This window comes from Indioceanicola profundi (genome assembly GCF_003568845.1).
Classification (GTDB): Bacteria; Pseudomonadota; Alphaproteobacteria; order Azospirillales; family Azospirillaceae; genus Indioceanicola; species Indioceanicola profundi.
The window spans coordinates 444,706-465,139 of the sequence record NZ_CP030127.1; the positions used below are offsets into that span (position 1 = coordinate 444,706).

16 protein-coding genes are annotated in these 20,434 nt (G+C 65.5%); 10 read left to right on the top strand and 6 right to left on the bottom strand.

Annotated features, from left to right (window positions below; genetic code table 11):
- Positions 1 to 99 precede the first annotated feature (99 nt).
- The 10 genes from DOL89_RS18280 (at position 100) to DOL89_RS18330 (ending at position 12,810) form a co-directional block, all read left to right on the top strand.
- Positions 100 to 810, top strand: coding sequence for a hypothetical protein (locus tag DOL89_RS18280; RefSeq protein ID WP_119680806.1), 711 nt, complete (start codon positions 100 to 102; stop codon positions 808 to 810).
- A 13-nt stretch (positions 811 to 823) separates the two neighbouring features.
- The gene (nqrF, locus tag DOL89_RS18285) at positions 824 to 2,671 is read left to right on the top strand and encodes an NADH:ubiquinone reductase (Na(+)-transporting) subunit F (RefSeq protein WP_119680807.1); all 1,848 of its coding nucleotides are present in this window, start codon (positions 824 to 826) and stop codon (positions 2,669 to 2,671) included.
- A 136-nt stretch (positions 2,672 to 2,807) separates the two neighbouring features.
- The gene (gene hutC / locus DOL89_RS18290) at positions 2,808 to 3,506 is read left to right on the top strand and encodes a histidine utilization repressor (protein WP_119680808.1); all 699 of its coding nucleotides are present in this window, start codon (positions 2,808 to 2,810) and stop codon (positions 3,504 to 3,506) included.
- 105 nt (positions 3,507 to 3,611) lie between these two features.
- Positions 3,612 to 4,982, top strand: a complete 1,371-nt coding sequence (locus tag DOL89_RS18295; RefSeq protein WP_119680809.1) for a formimidoylglutamate deiminase — start codon at positions 3,612 to 3,614, stop codon at positions 4,980 to 4,982.
- A 41-nt stretch (positions 4,983 to 5,023) separates the two neighbouring features.
- Entirely contained in the window at positions 5,024 to 6,709 is a 1,686-nt protein-coding gene (gene hutU / locus DOL89_RS18300; RefSeq protein WP_119680810.1) for a urocanate hydratase, read from the top strand.
- Positions 6,710 to 6,724: 15 nt separating this feature from the next.
- A complete protein-coding gene (hutH, locus tag DOL89_RS18305; RefSeq protein WP_225890036.1) occupies positions 6,725 to 8,248 on the top strand; it encodes a histidine ammonia-lyase in 1,524 nt (507 codons plus the stop codon).
- Between the two features lie 131 nt (positions 8,249 to 8,379).
- Complete coding sequence (locus DOL89_RS18310) at positions 8,380 to 8,763, top strand: copper-binding protein (protein ID WP_205574725.1); 384 nt, start codon at positions 8,380 to 8,382, stop codon at positions 8,761 to 8,763.
- Positions 8,764 to 9,409: 646 nt separating this feature from the next.
- Positions 9,410 to 9,970, top strand: a complete 561-nt coding sequence (locus DOL89_RS18320) for a cupredoxin domain-containing protein (RefSeq protein WP_119680813.1) — start codon at positions 9,410 to 9,412, stop codon at positions 9,968 to 9,970.
- An 11-nt stretch (positions 9,971 to 9,981) separates the two neighbouring features.
- Positions 9,982 to 12,048, top strand: a complete 2,067-nt coding sequence (locus DOL89_RS18325) for a copper resistance system multicopper oxidase (RefSeq protein WP_119680814.1) — start codon at positions 9,982 to 9,984, stop codon at positions 12,046 to 12,048.
- Positions 12,049 to 12,063: 15 nt separating this feature from the next.
- A complete protein-coding gene (locus tag DOL89_RS18330) occupies positions 12,064 to 12,810 on the top strand; it encodes a copper resistance protein B (protein ID WP_225890037.1) in 747 nt (248 codons plus the stop codon).
- A gap of 411 nt (positions 12,811 to 13,221) precedes the next feature.
- Here the strand turns inward: DOL89_RS18330 and DOL89_RS25620 are convergent, their stop codons facing one another.
- From DOL89_RS25620 to DOL89_RS18355, 6 genes are all read right to left on the bottom strand, one after another.
- Positions 13,222 to 13,488: a hypothetical protein gene (locus tag DOL89_RS25620; protein WP_225890038.1), complete on the bottom strand. Its 267-nt coding sequence runs from the start codon at positions 13,486 to 13,488 to the stop codon at positions 13,222 to 13,224.
- Positions 13,469 to 13,795, bottom strand: coding sequence for a cation transporter (locus tag DOL89_RS25625; protein WP_225890039.1), 327 nt, complete (start codon positions 13,793 to 13,795; stop codon positions 13,469 to 13,471). The genes DOL89_RS25620 and DOL89_RS25625 overlap by 20 nt, the downstream gene beginning before the upstream one ends.
- Positions 13,796 to 13,807: 12 nt before the next feature.
- Positions 13,808 to 17,062, bottom strand: a complete 3,255-nt coding sequence (locus DOL89_RS18340; RefSeq protein WP_119680815.1) for an efflux RND transporter permease subunit — start codon at positions 17,060 to 17,062, stop codon at positions 13,808 to 13,810.
- Positions 17,063 to 17,073: 11 nt separating this feature from the next.
- Positions 17,074 to 18,399 carry an efflux RND transporter periplasmic adaptor subunit gene (locus DOL89_RS18345; RefSeq protein ID WP_119680816.1) on the bottom strand — a complete coding sequence of 442 codons (1,326 nt, stop codon included), beginning with the start codon at positions 18,397 to 18,399 and terminating at the stop codon, positions 17,074 to 17,076.
- Between the two features lie 4 nt (positions 18,400 to 18,403).
- On the bottom strand, positions 18,404 to 19,681 hold the full coding sequence (locus tag DOL89_RS18350) for a TolC family protein (RefSeq protein WP_119680817.1): 1,278 nt from the start codon (positions 19,679 to 19,681) through the stop codon (positions 18,404 to 18,406).
- A gap of 71 nt (positions 19,682 to 19,752) precedes the next feature.
- Complete coding sequence (locus tag DOL89_RS18355) at positions 19,753 to 20,088, bottom strand: hypothetical protein (RefSeq protein ID WP_162937657.1); 336 nt, start codon at positions 20,086 to 20,088, stop codon at positions 19,753 to 19,755.
- Between the last annotated feature and the right edge of the window lie 346 nt (positions 20,089 to 20,434).

Sequence of the window (20,434 nt, forward strand, 5' to 3'; positions counted from 1 at the left end):
GTCCAGGGGTCTGAACGGGGATCGCCGCCTCCGGGCGGCGGTCCTTATGTTGGCGGGGCCGGTTCGGCCCGCGCCGAGCCTGCATCATTGGAGCTTGCCATGCGCGCCGCCGCCTTGGCCCGTAAGTCGCACAAGTGGTTGACGATGCTGATCGCTATCCAGACCGTTCTCTGGGCAGTCAGCGGCCTCTACATGGTCTCGGTGCCGATCGAGATCATTCACGGCGACCATTTCGTACACGGCCATCACGAACCGGTTCCGCCGCTCGACCATGTCCGCTACGAGGTGGACGACATCCGCCAGAGGTATGGCGAGATCCATGGCCTCCGGGTGAAGTCGCTGGCCGACCGCCCCGCCTACGTGGTGGAAACCTCAAGGGGAACGGTGCTGGTCGATGCTGTCGAGGGCACCGAACTGTCTCCGCTGGGAGAGGAGACCATTCGGGACTTGGCGCGGCGGAACTATGTCGGAGAGGGCAGGATCACATCTGTTACGCTTCTTCAGACACTGCCGCTCGAGGTGCAGGCCCGGAAACCTCCCTTGTGGCAGGTCCAGTTCGAGGGCTGGAACAACCACACCCTCTACTTCTCGCCGACGACAGGGGACATGGTGGCCCGCCGCCATCAACTGTGGCGCCTCTTCGACTTCGTGTGGATGTTCCACATCATGGACTACGAGTCCCGGACCGACGTGAACAACACGCTGCTCCGGGTCGCCACGATTGTCGGCGTGCTCGCGACCGGCAGCGGTCTCTGGCTCCTGTTCTACAGCTTCCGCCGCGCGCGCCGCGCGCGTGACGCCCGCGTTTGACGGAGGACCGAGCATGCAAACCCTCCGCATCCTTCACAAGTGGGTCGGGCTCCTGCTCGGCCTGCAGTTCGTCCTCTGGGCGCTGAGCGGCGCCATGATGGCGCTGATCGACCATCACGCCGTCTTGGGCGACCACACGCGCCGTTCCGCTCCACCATTGGCACTCTCGGCCTCCGTACCGGCCCTGTCGATTGCGGATATCCATGCCCTTGTCGGGCCGGACGCAACCGGTCCCCTGCGTCTGCGCCCCTTGCTCGACCGGTTCGTCTATGAGGTATCCACCGCCGACGGCGTTCGGCTTCTCGCGGCGGAAGACGGTAGTGACGTGGTTGTCGACCGAGCCCTGGCACACCGCATTGCCGAGCAGGACTATTCGGGCGCGGGACAGGTCGTGTCCGTCGACCGGATGGAAGAGACAACGCTTGAGGTACGGAACCACGAAGCTCCCATCTGGCGCGTCGCCTTCGATGACGAAGAGAACACGACGCTCTACGTCGCCGCCGAAACGGGCCGGATCCTGGAGCGCCGGAACGACAGCTGGCGGCTGTTCGATTTCTTCTGGATGCTCCACATCATGGACTACACGGAGCGCCAGAGCTTCAATCACCCTCTCATCATCCTGGCCACCGTTTCGGCCGTGTGGCTCTCGTTCAGCGGCCTGTTCCTAATCTTCGACAGCTTCTCCTGGCGGGACTTCAACCCTGGGCTAGCCATGCGGCGGCTGCGGGGCCGCGGCGTGCCGGTTGCCGTCTGGGCGGGCGGTCAGCCGTCCCGGACGGTGGATCTGCCGGAAGGTGCAACCTACTTCGACGCGCTGAGCGCCGAGGGCGTTCGACTTCCGTCCAACTGTGGCGGCGGGGGCAGCTGCGGCCTGTGCCGGGTCGAACTCGGCCCCGACGCGCCGATCACCGATGCGGACCGCTACCACATCGGGCCGCAGGATCTTCAGCGAGGCGCTCGCCTGGCCTGTCGCCATCACGTTGTTGCTGGGGCAGAGGTCGGCGTGCCCAACGAGGCGCTGGACACCGAGGGTCATACCGCGACAGTGCTGTCCACGCGCTATCTCAGTCCCTTCATCAAGGAAGTCCACCTGCGCCTCGATGACGGGACGGCGCTAAATTACCGGGCCGGGCAGTTCGTGCAGCTGGAAATTCCGGCATACGAAACATCGCCCGCGCGCTTCGAGCCGCCGGTGAACTGGCAGACCGATTGGGAACGCCTGCGCCTTCCCGAGCGACTTGTGCACGAGGGTGGGATCCACCGGTCCTACTCACTCGCCACACACCCTTCGGAGGCGCCAAGCGAGTTGGTGCTGAACGTGCGGTTCATGCCCTCATCTACCCCGGACAAGGTACCGTGCGGCGCTGGGTCCAGCTACGTCTTCGGCCTACGACCTGGCGAGAAGGTCCGCGTCTTCGGTCCGTTCGGCGCGTTTGCAGCCAGCGACTCCGGCCGGGAAATCATTGCCATCGGCGGCGGTGCCGGAATGGCGCCGCTCAGAGCCATCATCCGCGACGAGCTCCTCCGCAAGGGAACCTTCCGTCGGATTTCCTACTGGTACGGCGCCCGTTCGGCGCGGGATATCCTGTACCGGGATGAGTTCGACAGGCTGGCGGAAGCGTCGTCGAACTTCACCTGGACCGTCGCCCTGTCCGAGCCGGAAGCAGGGGATAGCTGGCGCGGACCTGTTGGCCTGATCCACGAAGTCGTGCGGAACCAGTACCTCGCCAAGCATCCGAATCTGGCCGAATGCGAGTTCCTGGTCTGTGGCCCGCCTGCCATGCTGAAAGCCGTGCTGGCCATGTTGGAGGACCTTGGCGTGCCTCGGGACCGCATCGCCTTCGACGATTTCGGTATTTGACCGCCAGCGGCATTCGTTCGATGATTGAATGCCGCCTGGAGCGTGCTGTCGAATGCGAGCATCCTGTGTGCATGCGGCTACTAGGGCGGGCGCATAGGGTGCCGTTCACGTGGAGGCCACCAGCTTGTCCTTATCCATGATCCCGCTCTATCAGCAGGTTCGGCAGCACGTGCTGGAACAGATCGCATCCGGTGCCCTGAAAGTCGGGGACCGGGTGCCGTCTGAGATGGAATTGGTGCAGCAGCTGAGCACCTCCCGCATGACGGTCAACCGTGCCCTACGGGAACTGACCAATGAAGGCGTGCTCGTTCGAGTTCAGGGAGTCGGCACCTTCGTCGGCGACCGCAAGGCGCACGGCCATCCTTTGAAGATCCGCAGCATCGCGGACGAGGTCAAAGAGCGTGGAGGAACCTATAGCGCCCGCGTGCTCGCGGTGGAAAAGACGCATGCCGGTGACACGCTCGCCAGGACGTTCGGGATCGCGCCGGGTGCTGCGCTCTACCGGTCCTCGATTGTCCACCAGGAAAACGACATTCCGCTTCAGCTTGAGGAGCGGTTCGTGAATCCGGCACTGGCACCCGATTATGTCCGGGCCGACTTCAGCCGCATGACGCCGTACGAGTACCTGATTAAAGTGGCGCCGCTGCAGGAGGTCGAGCACGTCGTCCGTGCCGTGATGCCGAGCATCCAGACGAGAGAGCACCTCCACATGGCCGCGGGGGAACCCTGCCTGCTCATCCATCGCCGCACCTGGACCGACGGGCAACTCGCAACGGTCGCCGACTTGTACCATCCGGCGTCACGCTACGAACTTTCCGGCCGCTTCCGCCCCTAAGAAGCCCCCTTCCGGCGTGAGGCGCAAGTCGCTCTTCCCGGCTCGAGCCATGTTGTATATACAAGCATGTACATGTTGCGGCCTGCTGCCGATGAAAGGAATTCCATGCCGTCCTACTTCGCCGAGGCGGTGCGCTTGCCGAATGGCTGGGCCTGTGATGTCCGCCTGCATGTGGACGCTGACGGCATCATTGCCGCGGTGGAACCTGGGGCTTCAGCAGCAGGCGCTGAACGCCTGTCCGGTCCGGTAATCCCGGGTATGCCCAACCTGCACTCGCACGCATTCCAGCGTGCGATGGCCGGGCTGGCGGAGCGTGGAAGCCACACGGGCGACACCTTCTGGACTTGGCGGCAGACCATGTACCGCTTCCTGGAGCGGTTGACGCCCGAGGACAACCGAGCGATTGCCTGCCAGCTTTATGTGGAGATGCTCAAGGGCGGCTACACCACCGTTGGCGAGTTCCACTACCTGCACAACGATCCCCAGGGACATGCCTACATGGACCCGGCGTCCATGGCGTCGGGCATCCTTTCCGCAGCCCAGGAGGCGGGCATTGGTCTGACCTTGCTGCCCGTCCTCTACATGACGGGCAGCTTTGACGGCCGTCCGCTCGTCGGCGGGCAGAGGCGCTTCGCCCATACGCCCGACAGCGTACTGCGCCTCACCGAGAAGCTGCTGGGCGAAGCGCCTCCCGAAGTTCGGGTCGGCTTGGCACCTCATAGCCTGCGGGCGGTGCCGCTGGACGCGATGCGCGAGGCCCTGGCCGGGCTGGACGCGCTGGACCGTCACGCCCCCATACATATCCACGTGGCTGAGCAGCCGGGAGAGGTCGCTGATTGTCTTGCTGCTTTGGGCAAGCGGTCGGTGGAACTCCTTCTGGACAGCATGGACGTCACACCGCGCTGGACGTTGATCCACGCCACCCACATGACCGAGGCGGAAACCCGCCGTGCTGCAGCCACGGGCGCCACGGTCGGTCTCTGTCCCTCCACCGAGGCGAACCTGGGGGATGGGCTTTTTCAGTTCCTGACCTTCCTGGAAGCCGGTGGGGCGTTCGGCATAGGCACGGATAGCCACGTCAGCCTCGACGCCCGGGAGGAACTCCGCTGGCTCGACTACGGCCAGCGCCTCCGGTCGGGCAAGCGCGCCATGCCGGTCATGGGGGACGCACACGTCGGCGCCCGACTCTGGCTGGAAGCAGTTGCTGGCGGGGCGCGATCGCTGGGTCACGCGACCGGACATATCACCGTTGGGCACCGGGCCGACCTCGTCGTGCTTGACCCCGACCACCCTTCGCTTGCTGGCCGCGAGGGCGACCAGCTGCTGGACGCGCTGGTCTTCGTGAACGCAGGCGCCAGCCCGATCCGGCATGTCATGGCAAGAGGGCGGATGGTCATCGCGGATGGTCGGCACCCTGACGAGGAGGCAATCGCGGCGCGCTATCGGGCCGCGCTGTCACGCCTGCTTGCCGAATGAGGCCCGCCGTCCCAACAATCTCAGAGTAAGACGAGGAATCCATGGCCACCCGTCGCGACAACACCCGCATTATCCGCTCACCCCGCGGCCTGACGCTGAACGCCAAGTCCTGGCAGACGGAGGCGCCGCTGCGCATGCTGATGAACAACCTCGACCCGGAGGTGGCAGAGAATCCGCAGGAGCTGGTGGTCTATGGCGGGATCGGCCGGGCGGCGCGGGACTGGGAGAGTTTCGACCGGATCGTGGAGACGCTGAAGCGGCTGGATGACGACCAGACCCTGCTGGTGCAGTCCGGCAAGCCGGTAGGCGTGTTCCGCACGCACAAGGACGCGCCGCGGGTGCTGCTGGCCAACTCCAACCTGGTGCCGGGCTGGGCGAACTGGGAGCATTTCCATCACCTGGATCGGCTCGGCCTGATGATGTACGGCCAGATGACGGCCGGGTCCTGGATCTATATCGGGACCCAGGGCATTGTCCAGGGCACCTACGAGACGTTTGTCGAGGTCGGCCGGCGGCATTACGGCGGCGACCTCTCGGGCAAGTGGATACTCACCGCCGGGCTGGGCGGCATGGGCGGGGCGCAGCCGCTGGCCGCCACCATGGCCGGGGCCTCCTGCCTGGCCGTGGAGTGCCAGCCCAGCCGCATCGACCGCCGGATCGAGACCCGCTATCTGGATCGCCGCACCGATAGCCTGGAACAGGCCATGGGCTGGATCGGGGAGGCGAAGGCAGCGGGGCGGCCGGTCAGCGTCGGCCTGCTGGGTAATGCGGCGGAGCTGTTCCCCGAAATCCTGCGCCGCTCGCGGGAGGATGCAAGCTACCGCCCCGACGCCGTCACCGACCAGACCAGCGCCCACGATCCCGTGAACGGCTACCTGCCCGCCGGCTGGAGCCTTGAGCGCTGGGTGGAGATGCGGGAGCGCGATCCGCAGGCGGTGGCCGCGGCCGCCAAGCGCTCCATGGTCCTCCATGTCCAGGCCATGCTGGACTTCCACGCCATGGGCGTGCCGACGCTGGATTACGGCAACAACATCCGGCAGATGGCGAAGGATGAGGGGCTGGCGAACGCCTTCGACTTCCCCGGCTTCGTGCCGGCCTATATCCGCCCGCTCTTCTGCCGCGGCGTCGGCCCCTTCCGCTGGGCCGCCCTTTCCGGCGATCCGGAGGACATCCGCAGAACGGATGAGAAGGTGAAGGAGTTGATGCCGCACGACCGGCACCTGCACCGCTGGCTGGACATGGCGCGGGAGCGCATCGCCTTCCAAGGCCTGCCGGCGCGCATCTGTTGGGTGGGGCTGGGCGACCGGCACCGCATCGGTCTCGCCTTCAACGAGATGGTGGCGCGCGGCGAGATCGGGCCGCTGGTCATCGGGCGCGACCATCTGGACAGCGGCTCCGTCGCCAGCCCGAACCGGGAGACGGAGGCCATGCGGGACGGGTCCGACGCCGTCTCCGACTGGCCGCTGCTGAACGCGTTGCTGAACTGCGCCAGCGGGGCCACCTGGGTCAGCCTGCACCATGGCGGCGGCGTCGGCATGGGCTACAGCCAGCATTCCGGCATGGTGATCCTGGTGGACGGAACGGAGGATGCCGCCCGCCGGATCGGGCGCGTGCTGTGGAACGACCCCGCCACCGGCGTGATGCGCCACGCCGATGCGGGGTACGGGATCGCGGTGGATTGCGCGAGGGAGCAGGGGTTGGACCTGCCGATGCTGGGCAAGTACTGAACCGCGGGACACATCATGCAGACCATTCGCGTACATCCAGGTCGTCTGACGCTTTCCGACATCAAGCTGGTTCTGGCGGGCCCCGTCCGCCTCAGCATCGACCCGGTAGACATGGAACGTGCCGCCGCATCGTCCCGCACCGTGATGGAGGTGATGGCTGCCGGAGAGGTCGCTTACGGGATCAATACGGGGTTCGGCCTTCTAGCCAAGACCCGGATCGAGCCGGACCAACTCGCGCTGCTCCAGCGTAACCTTGTCCTCAGTCACGCGACCGGAACCGGTCCGCTCCTACCCGACGAGGTGGTGCGGCTGGTCATTGTCTTGAAGGTCAACAGCCTGCTGCGTGGCTATTCGGGGGTGCGGCCAGAGGTGATCGCGGCCCTGGCGCAGCTTCTGGAGCGCGAGGTCTATCCCTGCATTCCGGCCAAGGGGTCCGTAGGCGCATCCGGTGACTTGGCGCCGCTGGCGCACATGGTCGCCCCCATGATCGGCTGGGGTGAGGTGCGGATAAAGGGAGAAGTCCTGCCCGCCGCCAAGGCGATGGAGGCCGCGGGCCTGAGCTTGCTGGAACTGGGGCCCAAGGAGGGACTGGCGTTGCTCAACGGCACGCAAGTCTCGACCGCCCTGGCTCTGGCCGGACTGTTCGCCGCTGAGCGCGTTTTCGATGCGGCGCTAGTTGCGGGTGCCATGTCGGTGGATGCTGCGCGGGGCAGCGACACGCCCTTCGACCCGCGCATCCATGAGCTACGTGGCCAGCGTGGCCAGATCGATGTAGCCGCCGCCTATCGTGAGCTCCTGGCGGGTAGCGCCATTCGCGAGAGCCACCACGATTGCCCGCGTGTCCAGGACCCCTACTGTCTGCGGTGCCAGCCTCAGGTCATGGGAGCATGTCTGGACCAGCTTCGGTTCGCCGCCGGGACACTTGGAATCGAGGCCAACGCTGTCACCGACAACCCTCTGGTCTTCCCCGGTGACGGCGCCATCCTGTCCGGCGGCAATTTCCACGCCGAACCCGTGGCCATGGCCGCCGACCAGATTGCCCTGGCCCTGGCGGAGATCGGCAACCTGTCCGAACGGCGCAGCGCCATGCTGGTGGACCCCAACCACAACGGTGGGCTACCGGCCTTCCTGGTCAAGGACGGCGGAGTGAATTCCGGATTCATGATCGCCCAGGTAACGGCGGCTGCATTGGCGTCGGAGAACAAGGGCTTGGCACACCCGGCCAGCGTGGATAGCATCCCCACCTCGGCCAACCAGGAGGATCATGTCTCCATGGCCACTTGGGCGGCACGGCGCACGTTGGACATGGCTGACAACGCTGCGGGCATCGTCGCGGTCGAAACCTTGGCGGCCGCGCAGGGGATTGATTTTCACCGGCCTCTGCGCTCCTCGAGCAGGTTGGAAGCGATTCATGCCAGCCTTCGATCTCTCGTGCCCTTCTGGGACCGGGACCGCTACTTCGCCCCGGATATCGCAGCGACTAAGATCCTGATGGCTGAGGGCGGGCTAGCGTCTGGCGTCAACTGGCTGGAGAAGTAAGGCAACTCCGCTCTGAGACCGGCCCTATCTTAATTGGCACCGGGCCTGATTGCGGAGGCAGCCTGTTGCCCTGCTGGGCTCACTGCCCGGAGTTCAGACCTCTGCCCATCAAGCGCAATAGGAAAGTTATCATGAACATGCTGAAGCTCGCCGCAGGCGCCGTTGCCCTGACCCTGATTGCCGGTGGTGCCGGTGCGCATAACCATGCCGGAGACAAGCAGGACGACACACATCACGGCATGCACCAGAATATGGGACATGGCGATAAAGCCGGTGCTGAGGGGCATAGCCATCACAGCGGGGTCGTGGGTACCGGAACGGTGCGGGGCGTCGATGCTGCCAAGGGCACCGTCAAGCTCGCCCACGGCCCGATCCCGGCCCTGAAGTGGCCCGCGATGGTCATGGACTTCAAGGTTGCCGAGGGCGTGGACCTAAGCAGCCTGTCTGACGGGCAGGAGATCGAGTTCGCGCTTGGTCCGGACCAGACCATCACGTCCATCAAGCCGAAGAGTTAAAGTTCCCATGGGGACCCGATTATCGGATGGCGGAATCCGGGCTCCTTGGTTGGCATTATATGGCCGTGCCGATCCGTGAACCTCATCACCCCGGACTTGAACCTCAGGCGCGGCCCCTTTATCTCTGGGCAGCGTTTCTCGCACGAATGAGGCCATTGGCCGTGGGACTTGGTCGGGTACTGCTCCTCTTGATCGTCTGCGTGGCGTTTGTGACGGCTCCGGTTCGCGCCGCGATGCCTGAGCACGCCCATATGGCGATGCAGGCAGCGGTTCTGGCGCACGGTGGCGACCACGGGCATAGTGCTCACCACGTTCACGGCTCCGCAGCCACGGATACCGCCGATCCCTGCAGCGACGATGCGGGTGCGCATCCGACTGAGACGTCGCACGCTGCCCAGGGAGGCTGCTGCCCCGCTTGGTGCGCCGTCACCGCTCTTCCGGCGGTGTTCAGCAGCCTGAACGCTCCCGAGTCCCAGAGGACCCGCGAACCCGTGGAGAACATCACGGGGCCGACCGGGACCTTGGCTCCGCCGATCCGTCCGCCGCGCGCGTGACCGCTTTCGGTCCCTAAACCGAACCGCTCACGATTCGAGCCGCCTCGCATGGCGGCCCGATCCCGCGCGCCTTTACAGACGGAATCCACATCATGACCACCCGCTTCGGTGCCCTTTCCGGCGCCCTGTTCGCTATTTCCACCCTCATCTCGATCCCTGCGATGGCTGACCCAAGCCACACGCACGCAGGCGCCATTGGGCAGCCCGCCAAGCCAAGCCAAGCCACCCGCACGGTCGAGGTGGAGATCGGCGACATCTTCTACGAGCCCGGCTCCATCCAGGTGAAGCCCGGCGAAACCGTGCGCTTCGTCGTCAAGAACACCGGCGACCTCCTACACGCGTTCACCATCGGTACCGCCGCCATGCACGCCGCCCACCAGAAGGAGATGGCGATGATGGCCGAGCACGGAATGATCACGCCCACCGGCATGAACCACGACATGATGGACATGGATCATTCCAATATGCCGGGCATGGACCACGGCGCGATGGGAGCCATGGAGCATGACGCTTCCAACAGCGTCCTTGTCGAGCCCGGCCAGTCGGCCGAACTGGCCTGGACCTTCCCCGAGGCGGCCACGCTTGAGTACGCCTGCAACGTCCCGGGCCATTACGAGGCCGGGATGGTGGGCAAGATCGACTTCAGCCGCTGACGGAGGAGATTATGCACGAACAGAATGCCGGGCTGTCCCGCCGGGATGCCCTGAAGCTGGCAGGGGCTGCCGGAGTTGCCGGGTACCTGACCATCTACCCCGGCCGCCGCAGCTTCGCCTCGTCCGACCAGGAGTACGAGCTCCTGGTGGAGAACACCCGGATCACCATCGACGGGGAGACCACGCCCGCCATTTCCATGGGCGGCTCGATCCCGGCGCCCATCATGCGCTGGCGCGAGGGCCAGGAGATCACTGTCCATGTCACCAACCGCATGGACGAACCGACCTCTATCCACTGGCACGGGCTGCTCATCACCGGCTTCATGGATGGCTCGCCCGGCTTCAACGGCTTCGATCCCATCCAGCCGGGCCAGACCTTCACCTACCGCTTCAATCTGCGCCAGGCCGGGACCTACTGGTACCACAGCCACTCCGCATCCCAGGAGCAGGAGGGCATGTACGGCGCCATCGTGATCGAGCCCGCGGGCCGTGACCCGATCCGCGCCGACCGGGACTATGTGGTCCTGCTGTCGGACCACACCGCCGACAATCCGGAGACCGTGCTGCGCAAGCTGAAGGTCAGCGAGGGCTACTACAACAACGAGAAGCGCACCCTGCTGGACTTCTTCCGCGATGTCCGGGAGGACGGGTTCAAGGCCGCCTGGGCCGACCGCCGGGCCTGGGGGCAGATGCGCATGGACCCGACCGACCTGGCCGACGTGACCGGCTACAAGTTCCTCGTCAACGGCAAGGGACCAAGGGACAACTGGACGGCCCTGTACAAGCCGGGCGAGCGCGTCCGGCTGCGGATCATCAATGGCTCGGCCATGACGATCTTCGACCTCCGCATCCCCGGGCTGCCGATGACCGTGGTTGCCGCCGACGGCCAGAATGTGCTGCCGGTCAAGGTGGACGAGTTCCGCTTCGGGGTGGGCGAGACCTATGACGTCATCGTGCACCCCACCGAGGACAAGCCCTTCACCTTCTTCGCGGAGTCCATCGACCGCACCGGCTACGCCCGGGCGACGCTGGCCACCCGTGAAGGCATGGAGGGGGAAATTCCCGAGATGCGGCCGCGCGCCATCCTGACCATGGAAGACATGGGCATGGATCATGGTGCAATGGGGCACGGCGGAATGGACCATGGTGCGGCCGGACACGGCGCCCCGACCGAAGCATCAGGGTCGGCAGGCATCACGACGGGCGTCGCTAAACCCGCGGCCAACCACGCCGCCGTGGGCCACAGTTCCAGTGGAATGGACCATTCCGCGGTGGGGCATGGAGCCGCCAATATGGACCATAGTGCAATGGGACATGGCACAACAAGCCACTTCGCCATGCCTCATGAAACAATGGACCACTCCACGATGGGACATGGCTCCGCGGAGATGGACCATTCCTCAATGGATCATTCCGCCATGGGCCACGGCGCGACCGGCCATGATCATTCTGCTATAGGCCATGGTGTCATGGACCACGGCGGCATGGACCATGGTGCGATGGATCACGGCTCCAACGGCATGGATCACGCATCCATGGGGCACGGATCAGCCGGAACGGACCACGCAGCCATGGGCCACGGCATGCAGACCGGTACACGCGATGGAGAGGCCGTTGGCTGGGCCGACGCAGGCACCCCGCCGGGTGCGAAGGCCCTGTCCTATGCTGACCTGAAATCACTCACGAAGAACGAGGATCTAAGGGAGCCCACACAGGAGATCGAGGTTAGGCTGACGGGCATCATGGAGCGGTACATCTGGACTCTCAACGGTCAGAAGTTCGGCCATGGCGACCCGATCCGGGTGAGCTATGGCGACCGTGTCCGGATCAGGTTCGTGAACACCACCATGATGGCGCACCCGATGCACCTGCATGGCATGTTCATGGAGGTCGAGAACGGCCAGACCGACCGCAGGCCGAGAAAGCATGTCGTGCTGGTGCCGCCCGGCAAGACCACGTCGGTGGTGCTGACGGCGGACGAACCGGGTGAGTGGCCGTTCCACTGCCACCTGCTCTACCACATGGCCTCCGGCATGATGACGCGCTTCATCGTCGAGCCGCGCACGGCGAGCCTTTGAGGCGGGAGAAGAACAATGCGCATGTTGAAGGGTAGCCTCGCGGCCGCCGCTGCGGTGGCCACCGCCATGACGGCTTCGGCAGGCGTGGCCCAGACGGTCGATGTCAACCAAGCCCAGGATTTCCATGAGGAGCCATTGCTGTGGACCGTGCTGGTCGACCGGCTCGAGCACCGCTGGCAGGACGGCGAGAACTCCGTGAACTGGGAGGCCGAAGCCTTCGTCGGCGGCGACTACCAGAAGATCTGGCTGACGACGGAAGGCGAGAAGCCGGTCGATGGTGCCGTGGAGGAGGCGGACATCCAGCTTCTCTACAGCCGCATGATCGGCGACTTCTGGGACGTCCAGGTAGGCATCCGGCACGACATCCGCCCGCAGCCGCAGACCACCTACGCGGTTCTCGGCCTCCAGGGGCTGGCGCCCTACTTCTTCGAGGTGGATGCCCAGGCCTTCCTCAGCGAGGATGGTGACCTCACGGCTTCAGCCGAGGCGGAGTTCGACCTGCTGATCACGCAGAAGCTGATCCTGCAGCCGGTCGCGGAGGTGAATTTCGCCCTCCAGGACGTCGAGGAGTTGGGCATCGGCGCCGGGATCAGCGACATCGGGCTGGGGCTGCGGCTCCGGTACGAGATCGTACGGGAGTTCGCGCCCTATGTCGGCGTCCAATGGGAGCGGCAGCTGGGCCAGACCGCGGACTTCGCTCGGGCGAAAGGCGAGGATCCGGACGTCTTCTCGGTGCTGGCTGGAATCCGTTTCTGGTTCTGACAGACAGGACGGCAGGGTCGCGGCCCTGCCGTCCGCTATGGTTGTTCCGTCCAGTTACCTGAAAGTCGAAAAGGTCAGCGCATACATATAGACTATAATTATGGCGGTAATGCGCTAGATCATTGGCGCGCTACGGGTACGGAAATAGGCTGTCAGCGCTGTCACTTTGGAGAAGCGCATGCCATCCTACATTGTTACTTATGACCTGATGAAATAGGGTCAAAACTACGATTGCATCATCAAAAAACTTGAGGCGTACGGAACCTACTGGCATATGCAGCAGTCGGTTTGGATAATCTGCACAGATCAGAATTCTGTTCAGATCAGAGATAAACTTAATTACTGCTTGCATACAAACGATAAGCTCTTTGCTGGAAAGCTGTCCGGCGAGACTGCTTGGCTTGGGTATCCTCAGAATATAAGTGAATGGCTGAAACAGAATCTTTGAACACTTACCATCCACATGCAGAACACTACCATCCGCCAGTCATACTTCCGTCCATTATAAAGCAAAAACCCCGGTCCACTCCGGGGCTTGGTCGTGTCGCTGATTGGCTCTGAACACAGCGCGACGGCGAGGTCCAGCCAGTACCATTGGTACAGGACGATGAGCGTACCGGCGATGATGACGCCGACCGAGGCGCCAGCATCCGAGAGGTTATGGATGAAGGTGGCCATTGTTCATGTTGCCCTTCGACAGGGTCAACAGGGCGGTCGCGATGTCGATGGCCAAGGCGCTTCCGGCATCGATGACGATGTTCCAGCGTCCCGGTTCGTGTTTGCAGAAGACCCGGCCCACAGCCTTGGCGATCAGATAAAAGCTCACGATGATGAGGGTGGTGAGATTCACCAGAGCCTCGATCACCTCGGCCTGCGCATAGCCGAAGGTGCGCCGCTCGTCAGAATGGCGGCGTGAGATCCGGCGGGCGAACAGTCCAACGCCGAGCGACGCCGCATCACTGAAATTATGGAGCGCGTCCGCCACAAGGGCGAGCTCCTATTCCGCGGCGTGTCCCACGGGAGCCGCCTGTTCGGGCAGGTCCTCCTCGACGGTCAGGGGTCTGGCGAAGCGGCGGTAGAGAGCCGGAAGCACGAGCAGGGTCAGCAGCGTGGCGGTGATCAGCCCGCCGATGACCACGGTGGCGATCGGCCGCTGGACCTCGGCCCCGACGCTGGTGGACAGCGCCATGGGGACAAAGCCTAGACTCGCCACCAGGGCCGTCATCAGCACCGGGCGCAGACGGGTCTGCGCGCCCACGCGCACGGCGTCTTCCAGAGCCATGCCCTGGATGCGGAGTTGGCGAATGTAGGAGAGCATCACCAGCCCGTTCAGCACGGCGATGCCGGACAGTGCAATCATGCCGACGGCAGCCGAGATGGAGAACGGCATGCCCCGCAGCCACAGCGCCAGGATGCCGCCGGTCAGCGCCAACGGCACGCCGCTGAACACCAGCACGGCATCCCGGGCCGAGCCGAGGGCGCTGTAGAGCAGCAGGAAGATCAGAGCGAAGCAGGCCGGGACCACAATCATCAGCCGCTCGCGGGCCGCGATCAGGTTCTCGAACTGCCCGCCCCAATCCACCCAGTAGCCGGGCGGCACCGTAACCTCGGCCGCAATGCGGGCCTGCGCCTCCTCCACGAAGGAGCCGATATCCCGGCCACGGACATTGGCCTGGACGACGATGCGGCGCTTACCGTTCTCCCGGCTGATCTGGTTCGGGCCTTCCGTAACGGTGAAGCTCGCCACCTCGCCCAGCGGCACGGTGCGGACAGCCCCTGCTCCCTGGCCGTCGACGATAACCGGCGGAAGTGGGATGGGCAGAGATTCAAGAGCGGTAGGATCGTTACGGAGGCTCTCCGGCAGCCTGGCCACAATCTCAAAACGCCGGTCGCCCTGGTACACCAGCCCTGCCTCGCGGCCGCCGACCGCCATGGCGACCACCCCCTGAACGTCAGCCACGCTGAGCCCGAAGCGTGCGGCCCGGGCCCGGTCCACCTCGACATTCATGAAGGAGGCGCCCGAGACCTGCTCGACGCGCACGTCGGCAGCGCCCTCGACGCCCTGGACAACGCCTGAGATCTCATTGGCAGTGGCCAACAAGGTCTCGAAGTCATCGCCGAATACCTTGATGGCGACATCGCCGCGCACGCCCGCCAGGAGTTCGTTGAAGCGCAGCTGGATGGGCTGGCTGACCTCATAGACCTGGCCTGGTAGTTCGCCCACGGCGGCCTCCAGGCGTTGGATCAGGTCCGCCTTCGAGAGGTCCGGGTCCGGCCACTGGTCGCGGGGCTTCAGCATCACGAACATGTGGGAGATGCCGGGCGGCATCACGTCCGTGCCGATCTCGGCCGTCCCGGTTTTCGAGAAGGCGTAGGCCACCTCCGGGAAGGCGGCGACTGCCGTCTCGATCTCCATCTGCTGGGCTGTAGCCTGGGGCAGGCTGGTGCTGGGAATGCGGAAGGCGTTCAGGGCCACGTCGCCCTCATCCAGCTGCGGGATGAACTCCTGGCCCAGCTGGGTGAAGAGCAGCAGGCTGCCGCCGAACAAAATGGCGGTGATGGCAGCGACGCGGAGCGGCGCCTTTAGCGCCCGATCGAGCAGGGGCCGGTAGGCCCGCCCTACTTGGCGGATCGCGGCATTCTCCTTCTCCTCGACCCGGCCACTGACGAAGATGGCGATCAGGGCCGGAACCAGGGTCAAGGACAGGATGAAGGCGCAGACCAGGGCGATGATCACGGTCAGCGCCATGGGCTCGAACATCTTGCCCTCCACCCCGGTGAAGGTGAGGAGCGGCAGATAGACCACGATGATGATGGCCTGCCCGTAGACGGAGGGCTGGATCATCTCCTTGGCCGCGACGGTGACCTCGTGCAAGCGCTCCCGCAGGGTCAGCACACGGCCGAGATCGTGCTGGCGCTCACCGAGACGGCGGAGACAGTTCTCCGCGATGATCACGGCGCCATCCACGATCAGGCCGAAGTCGAGAGCGCCTAAGCTCATCAGGTTGGCGCTGACGCCCGCCTCGAGCATGCCCGTCGCGGTCAGCAGCATGGTGATGGGGATGACGGCCGCCGTGATCAGGGCTGCCCGGGCATTGCCGAGCAGCAGGAACAGCACGGTGATCACCAGCAGGGCGCCTTCGGTCAGGTTCTTCGCCACGGTCTTGATCGTCGCGTTCACAAGGTCCGTGCGGTCCAGCACCGTCTTCGCCACGATGTCCGGCGGAAGGGAACTCCGGATGTCCTGGAGCTTGGCGTCCACCGCGGCGGCAACCGTGCGGCTGTTCTCCCCGATCAGCATCAGGGCGGTGCCGACCACCACCTCCCGGCCGTTCTCGCTGGCGCTGCCGGTGCGGATTTCCTGGCCGGGCTGGACAGCCGCCACGTCAGCCAGGCGCACCGGAACGCCGCTCCGCGTGGCGACCACCACGTTGGAGATCTCGGCCGATGTCGAGATGCGGCCGTCGGAGCGGACAATGAAGAGCTCGCCATTGCGCTCAAGCTGACCGGCCCCCAGACTCTGGTTCGCCCGTTCCAGCGCCTGGGTCAGATCGGCAAAGGTGAGGCCGTAGGCGACCAGCCGGGCCGGGTCCGGCAGGACATGGTACTGCTTTACATAACCGCCGATGGTGTCGATGCCCGCAACCCCATCCACACCCTTCATCTGGGGCGACACAATCCAGTCCTGGACCGTGCGCAGATATGTCGCCTGGTCGGCTTCGCTGACCAGGAGTTCGCCCTCTGGCGTCAGGTAGGAGCCGTCCGGCTGCCAGCCCGGCTCCCCGGTCTGCGCTTCTTCCGGGACAAAGGGCGCAAACTCCACGGTCCACATATAGACTTCGCCAAGCCCGGTGGAGATCGGGCCCATGGTGGGCGTCAGCCCGGGCGGGAGCAGGTCTTTCGCCTGCGTGATGCGCTCGCCCACCTGCTGGCGGGCGAAGTAGATGTCCACCTCCTCGTCGAAGATCGCGGTGACCTGCGACAGCCCGTTGACCGAAATGGAGCGGGTGCTGTCCAGCCCGGCGATCCCGGCGAGCGCCGTTTCCACCGGGTATGTGACCTGCTGCTCGATTTCGAAGGGCGAGAGGGCGGGGGCGAGCGTGGTGATCTGGATCTGGTTGTTGGTGATGTCGGGCACGGCGTCGATCGGCAGACGCAGCAGCGACTGCGCCCCGAACGCCGCGGCCACGGCCACCAGCAGCACGATGAGGAAGCGCCGCTGGACGGCAAAGGTGAGGATGCGTTCGATCATGCCAGCGCTCCTCAATGCGAATGGGAGTGCTCGGCGGCACCCCGTGAGGCTTCGGCCTTGAGCAGGAAGGTGTTGCCGCTGGCCACCGGATCGCCGGGAAAAAGCCCGAACACGATCTCCGCCGTGCTGCTGCTGCGGCGGCCGACCTCGACGACACGGGTCTCGAAGCCTTCCTCATTCCGGACGAACACCACGGTTTCCCCGTTCAGGGTCTGGAGTGCCGAGGCGGGCACCGCGACGTCCGCCGGTTCACCGCCGCTGGCGATCGCCCCAGACACGAAGTCGCCGGGGCGCCATGTGCCATCCGGGTTCTCCAGGCTGGCGACGACGCGGGCTGCCCCGGTCTGCGGGTCGATGGTGGGGCCAGTGAAGATCACCTTTCCTTGGACCGTCTGTCCCGCAGGCCCCTTGACGGTGACCACCTGGCCTTCACGGACCTGCGGTATGTCGCTGGCATAGACGGGCAGTTCCACCCAGACGGTGGAGAGATCGGCGACCGTGAAGATCTCCTTCTCCGCCGAAATCAGTTCGCCACGGATCGCATTCCGTTCCGTGACCCGCCCACTCATCGGGGCGCGGACCTCCAGGCGGCTCATGGCCCGCGGGTCCTGCTTGGGCAGAGCCTCGAGTTCAGCGTCGGTCAGGCCCAAGGTGGCCAGACGCTGGCGGGCCACATCCAGGGCGATCCGGCTGGTCTCCGCCGCCGTGCTGGCGTCGAGATAGTCCTGCTCGGCCGAGACTTTCTTGCGCCGGAGGTCCTCTTCGCGCTTCAGCGTGGTGCTGGCGAGCGCTTCCTGGCGCAAGGCCGCCAGGTAGTCGGCCTTGGCCTCGGCCAGGTCGCGGCTGTCCAGCACGGCCAGCACGTCTCCGGCGGCGACCTGGTCGCCCAGGCGCTTCAGCACCTCCGCGACGACGCCCGGAACGCGGGTCGTGACATGGGCCATCCGGTCGGCATCGGGCACAATGGTGCCCATGACCTGGACCTCCGTCGAGACCTCGCTTGGTCCAGCCTCGACGACCTTGATGTTGGAGCGGCCAATCTGGGCCTCGGTCAGGTGGATGGCGCCTTCCTCATCCTCATGGCCGTGCGCGTCCTCGTGGCCGTGCTCGTCACCGTGGCCATGGGTATCCTCGCCTGCGCTGCCATGGCTATCGTTGGCCCCGCCCTCCTCATGAGCGTGTTCATCCTCCTCGCCATGCTCATGGTTGTCGCCAGCTGCAGGGGCCTCTTGGGTGGACGCAGTGGGAATGGGGCTGCTGCCCTGGTTGAGGCTCCAATAGCCGATTCCGGCGGCCATCAGGGCCAGCACGGACACGCCGATCACAGTCTTCTTCATGGAATCACCTCTCCCCGTTCGGGGTGGTCGCCAGCAGCCGCTCGAGGTCGGCGCGCGCAGTGTGGAAGCCCTGGAGGGCGCCGATCAGGTCGCGGCGCGCATCGAACAGCGTGCGCTGCGCATCCAGGACATCCAGGTAGGAGAATTTGCCCTGCTGGTAGCCTTCCTGCGCCGCACGATACGCTTGCTCGGCCACAGGAATGATCTGCGCCTGGAGGGCGGAGGCCGTGTCGCGGGCTGCATCCAGATTGGCCCGGGCGGCCGTGACCCGGCGGCTCAAGTCCAGCCGTTCGGCCGCGAGCTCGGCTTCCGCGGCCACGACCTCGGCCCGTGCCCGGGCAATAGCGCCCCGGTTCCGGTCGAACACCGGGATGGGGATGCTGACGCCGACCAGGAAAGCATTGTCGTCGGTCTCATGGAACTGGCGCACGCCCGCGGACACGGTGACATCCGGGACGGCGCGGCTGCGCTCCACCTCCAGTTCCGCCCGGCCGCGCAGGACATCCGCCTCCCGGCGCAGCAGATCGGGAGTCTCAACAGGGGGAGACTCTGCAGTCAGTGCCGGAGCATTCAGGCGCGTGAACCAACTGTCGTCCAGCACCAGGATGGACGGTTCCAGCCCGATCAGGCTGCTGAGGACCTGCTGTCCGGCGGCAGCACGGCGGCGGGCCTGCTCCAGGGCGATCTCGGCTTGGCGGCGCGCGATCTCGGCCCGGCTCGCCTGCACGGTTGTCTCGCGTCCGGCCTCGACTCGGGCCTGGATCGATCGTTCGACCTCCTGCGCCAGGCGGACGCGCTCCGCGGCGAGGCCGACGTCCTGTTGGGCAGCGACGGCTTCGGTGAAGGCGGCCCGAACGTCGCGGGCAAGGTCCAGCTGAGCCGCGGCGAGGTCATGCCGGGCGGCCAGGCGCGCGGCACGGGCAGCATCCACGCGGGCGCTGCGCTTGCCGCCGAGTTCAATGGTTTGGGACAGGCCGTAGGTGGTCTCGACACTGTCAAAGCCGGAGAACGGCCCGGAGCCTTCGAAATTCTCCACCTCGACACCGAACTCCGGGTTCGGAAGAGCTCCGGCCTGATCAAGGTTTCCCGCAGCCGCATCGAGCCGGGCCGCCGCCGCCGCGGCACGCGGGGCAACATCCAGTGCGCGGACGATCGCGGCTTCTGGGGTGAGAATGGAGGATGAGGGTAGAGGGGATTGGGCAGCGGTCGGCGGCTGCTGAGCCTCGACGGCTGGCGCCCAGGCGATTCCGATCGCCAGGGCGGCTGCAAAATGCGCGCGCATGTGGTCTCCGCGTGCGGACGAGCGAACACCGGGTGCGGCCAGGGGCCATCACCCGGACGAAGTCGGTTCGCTCAAGCGCGCGGAGGCTTGTAGGGCGGGGACGGATCGGCGCTCTCCGGCGCCGGGGGCCTGTCCGCGGGATAATGGCTCGATATCCAGGTCACCGGGGCACTCACCCGGACCGGCGACACATGGTTGGCCGCATGGGAATGGCCGCAGCCGTGATGGCAGTCGACGAACCTCTTGCCCATCGGCGCGTCGGTGTCGCTGTCCACGGAAACCTGACCATGGCTATGCGCCTCATCCACGGCATGGGAAAAGCCGGGGATGCTGATCATGAACGCCGCAAGCAGCGCGATGATTGCGAACCAGCGCATGTGCGACAAGGTAGGACCCGAACTCGACATTTGCAAGCTGATGGGGCGAATGCCTCGGCTGCCAGGTCATGCTAAATCCGCCAGAGATGGGCTTTGCCAGTCTGGGATGCCCCCCGCAGGTCAACCCGTCGCGGCCGCAGGCGCTGGGGCGCAGCAGGAAAGCCCCTGAACGTCAGTCCAGGCAAGACCGGGGCTCCGGTTGCCGCTGATTCGGCAGTAACCCTTACGCTTCAAAGGAAAGTTGGTCATCTGCCTCGTCTCCAGCCAGGGCAGAAGGGCAGCGTGGAATTCCGCCTAGCTCTGGCCCTCATAGGGGAGAGGACAACGACCGCCACGTCGCTGATAGCTTGGTCCAGCTGCGCCACGGCTCCGGCGG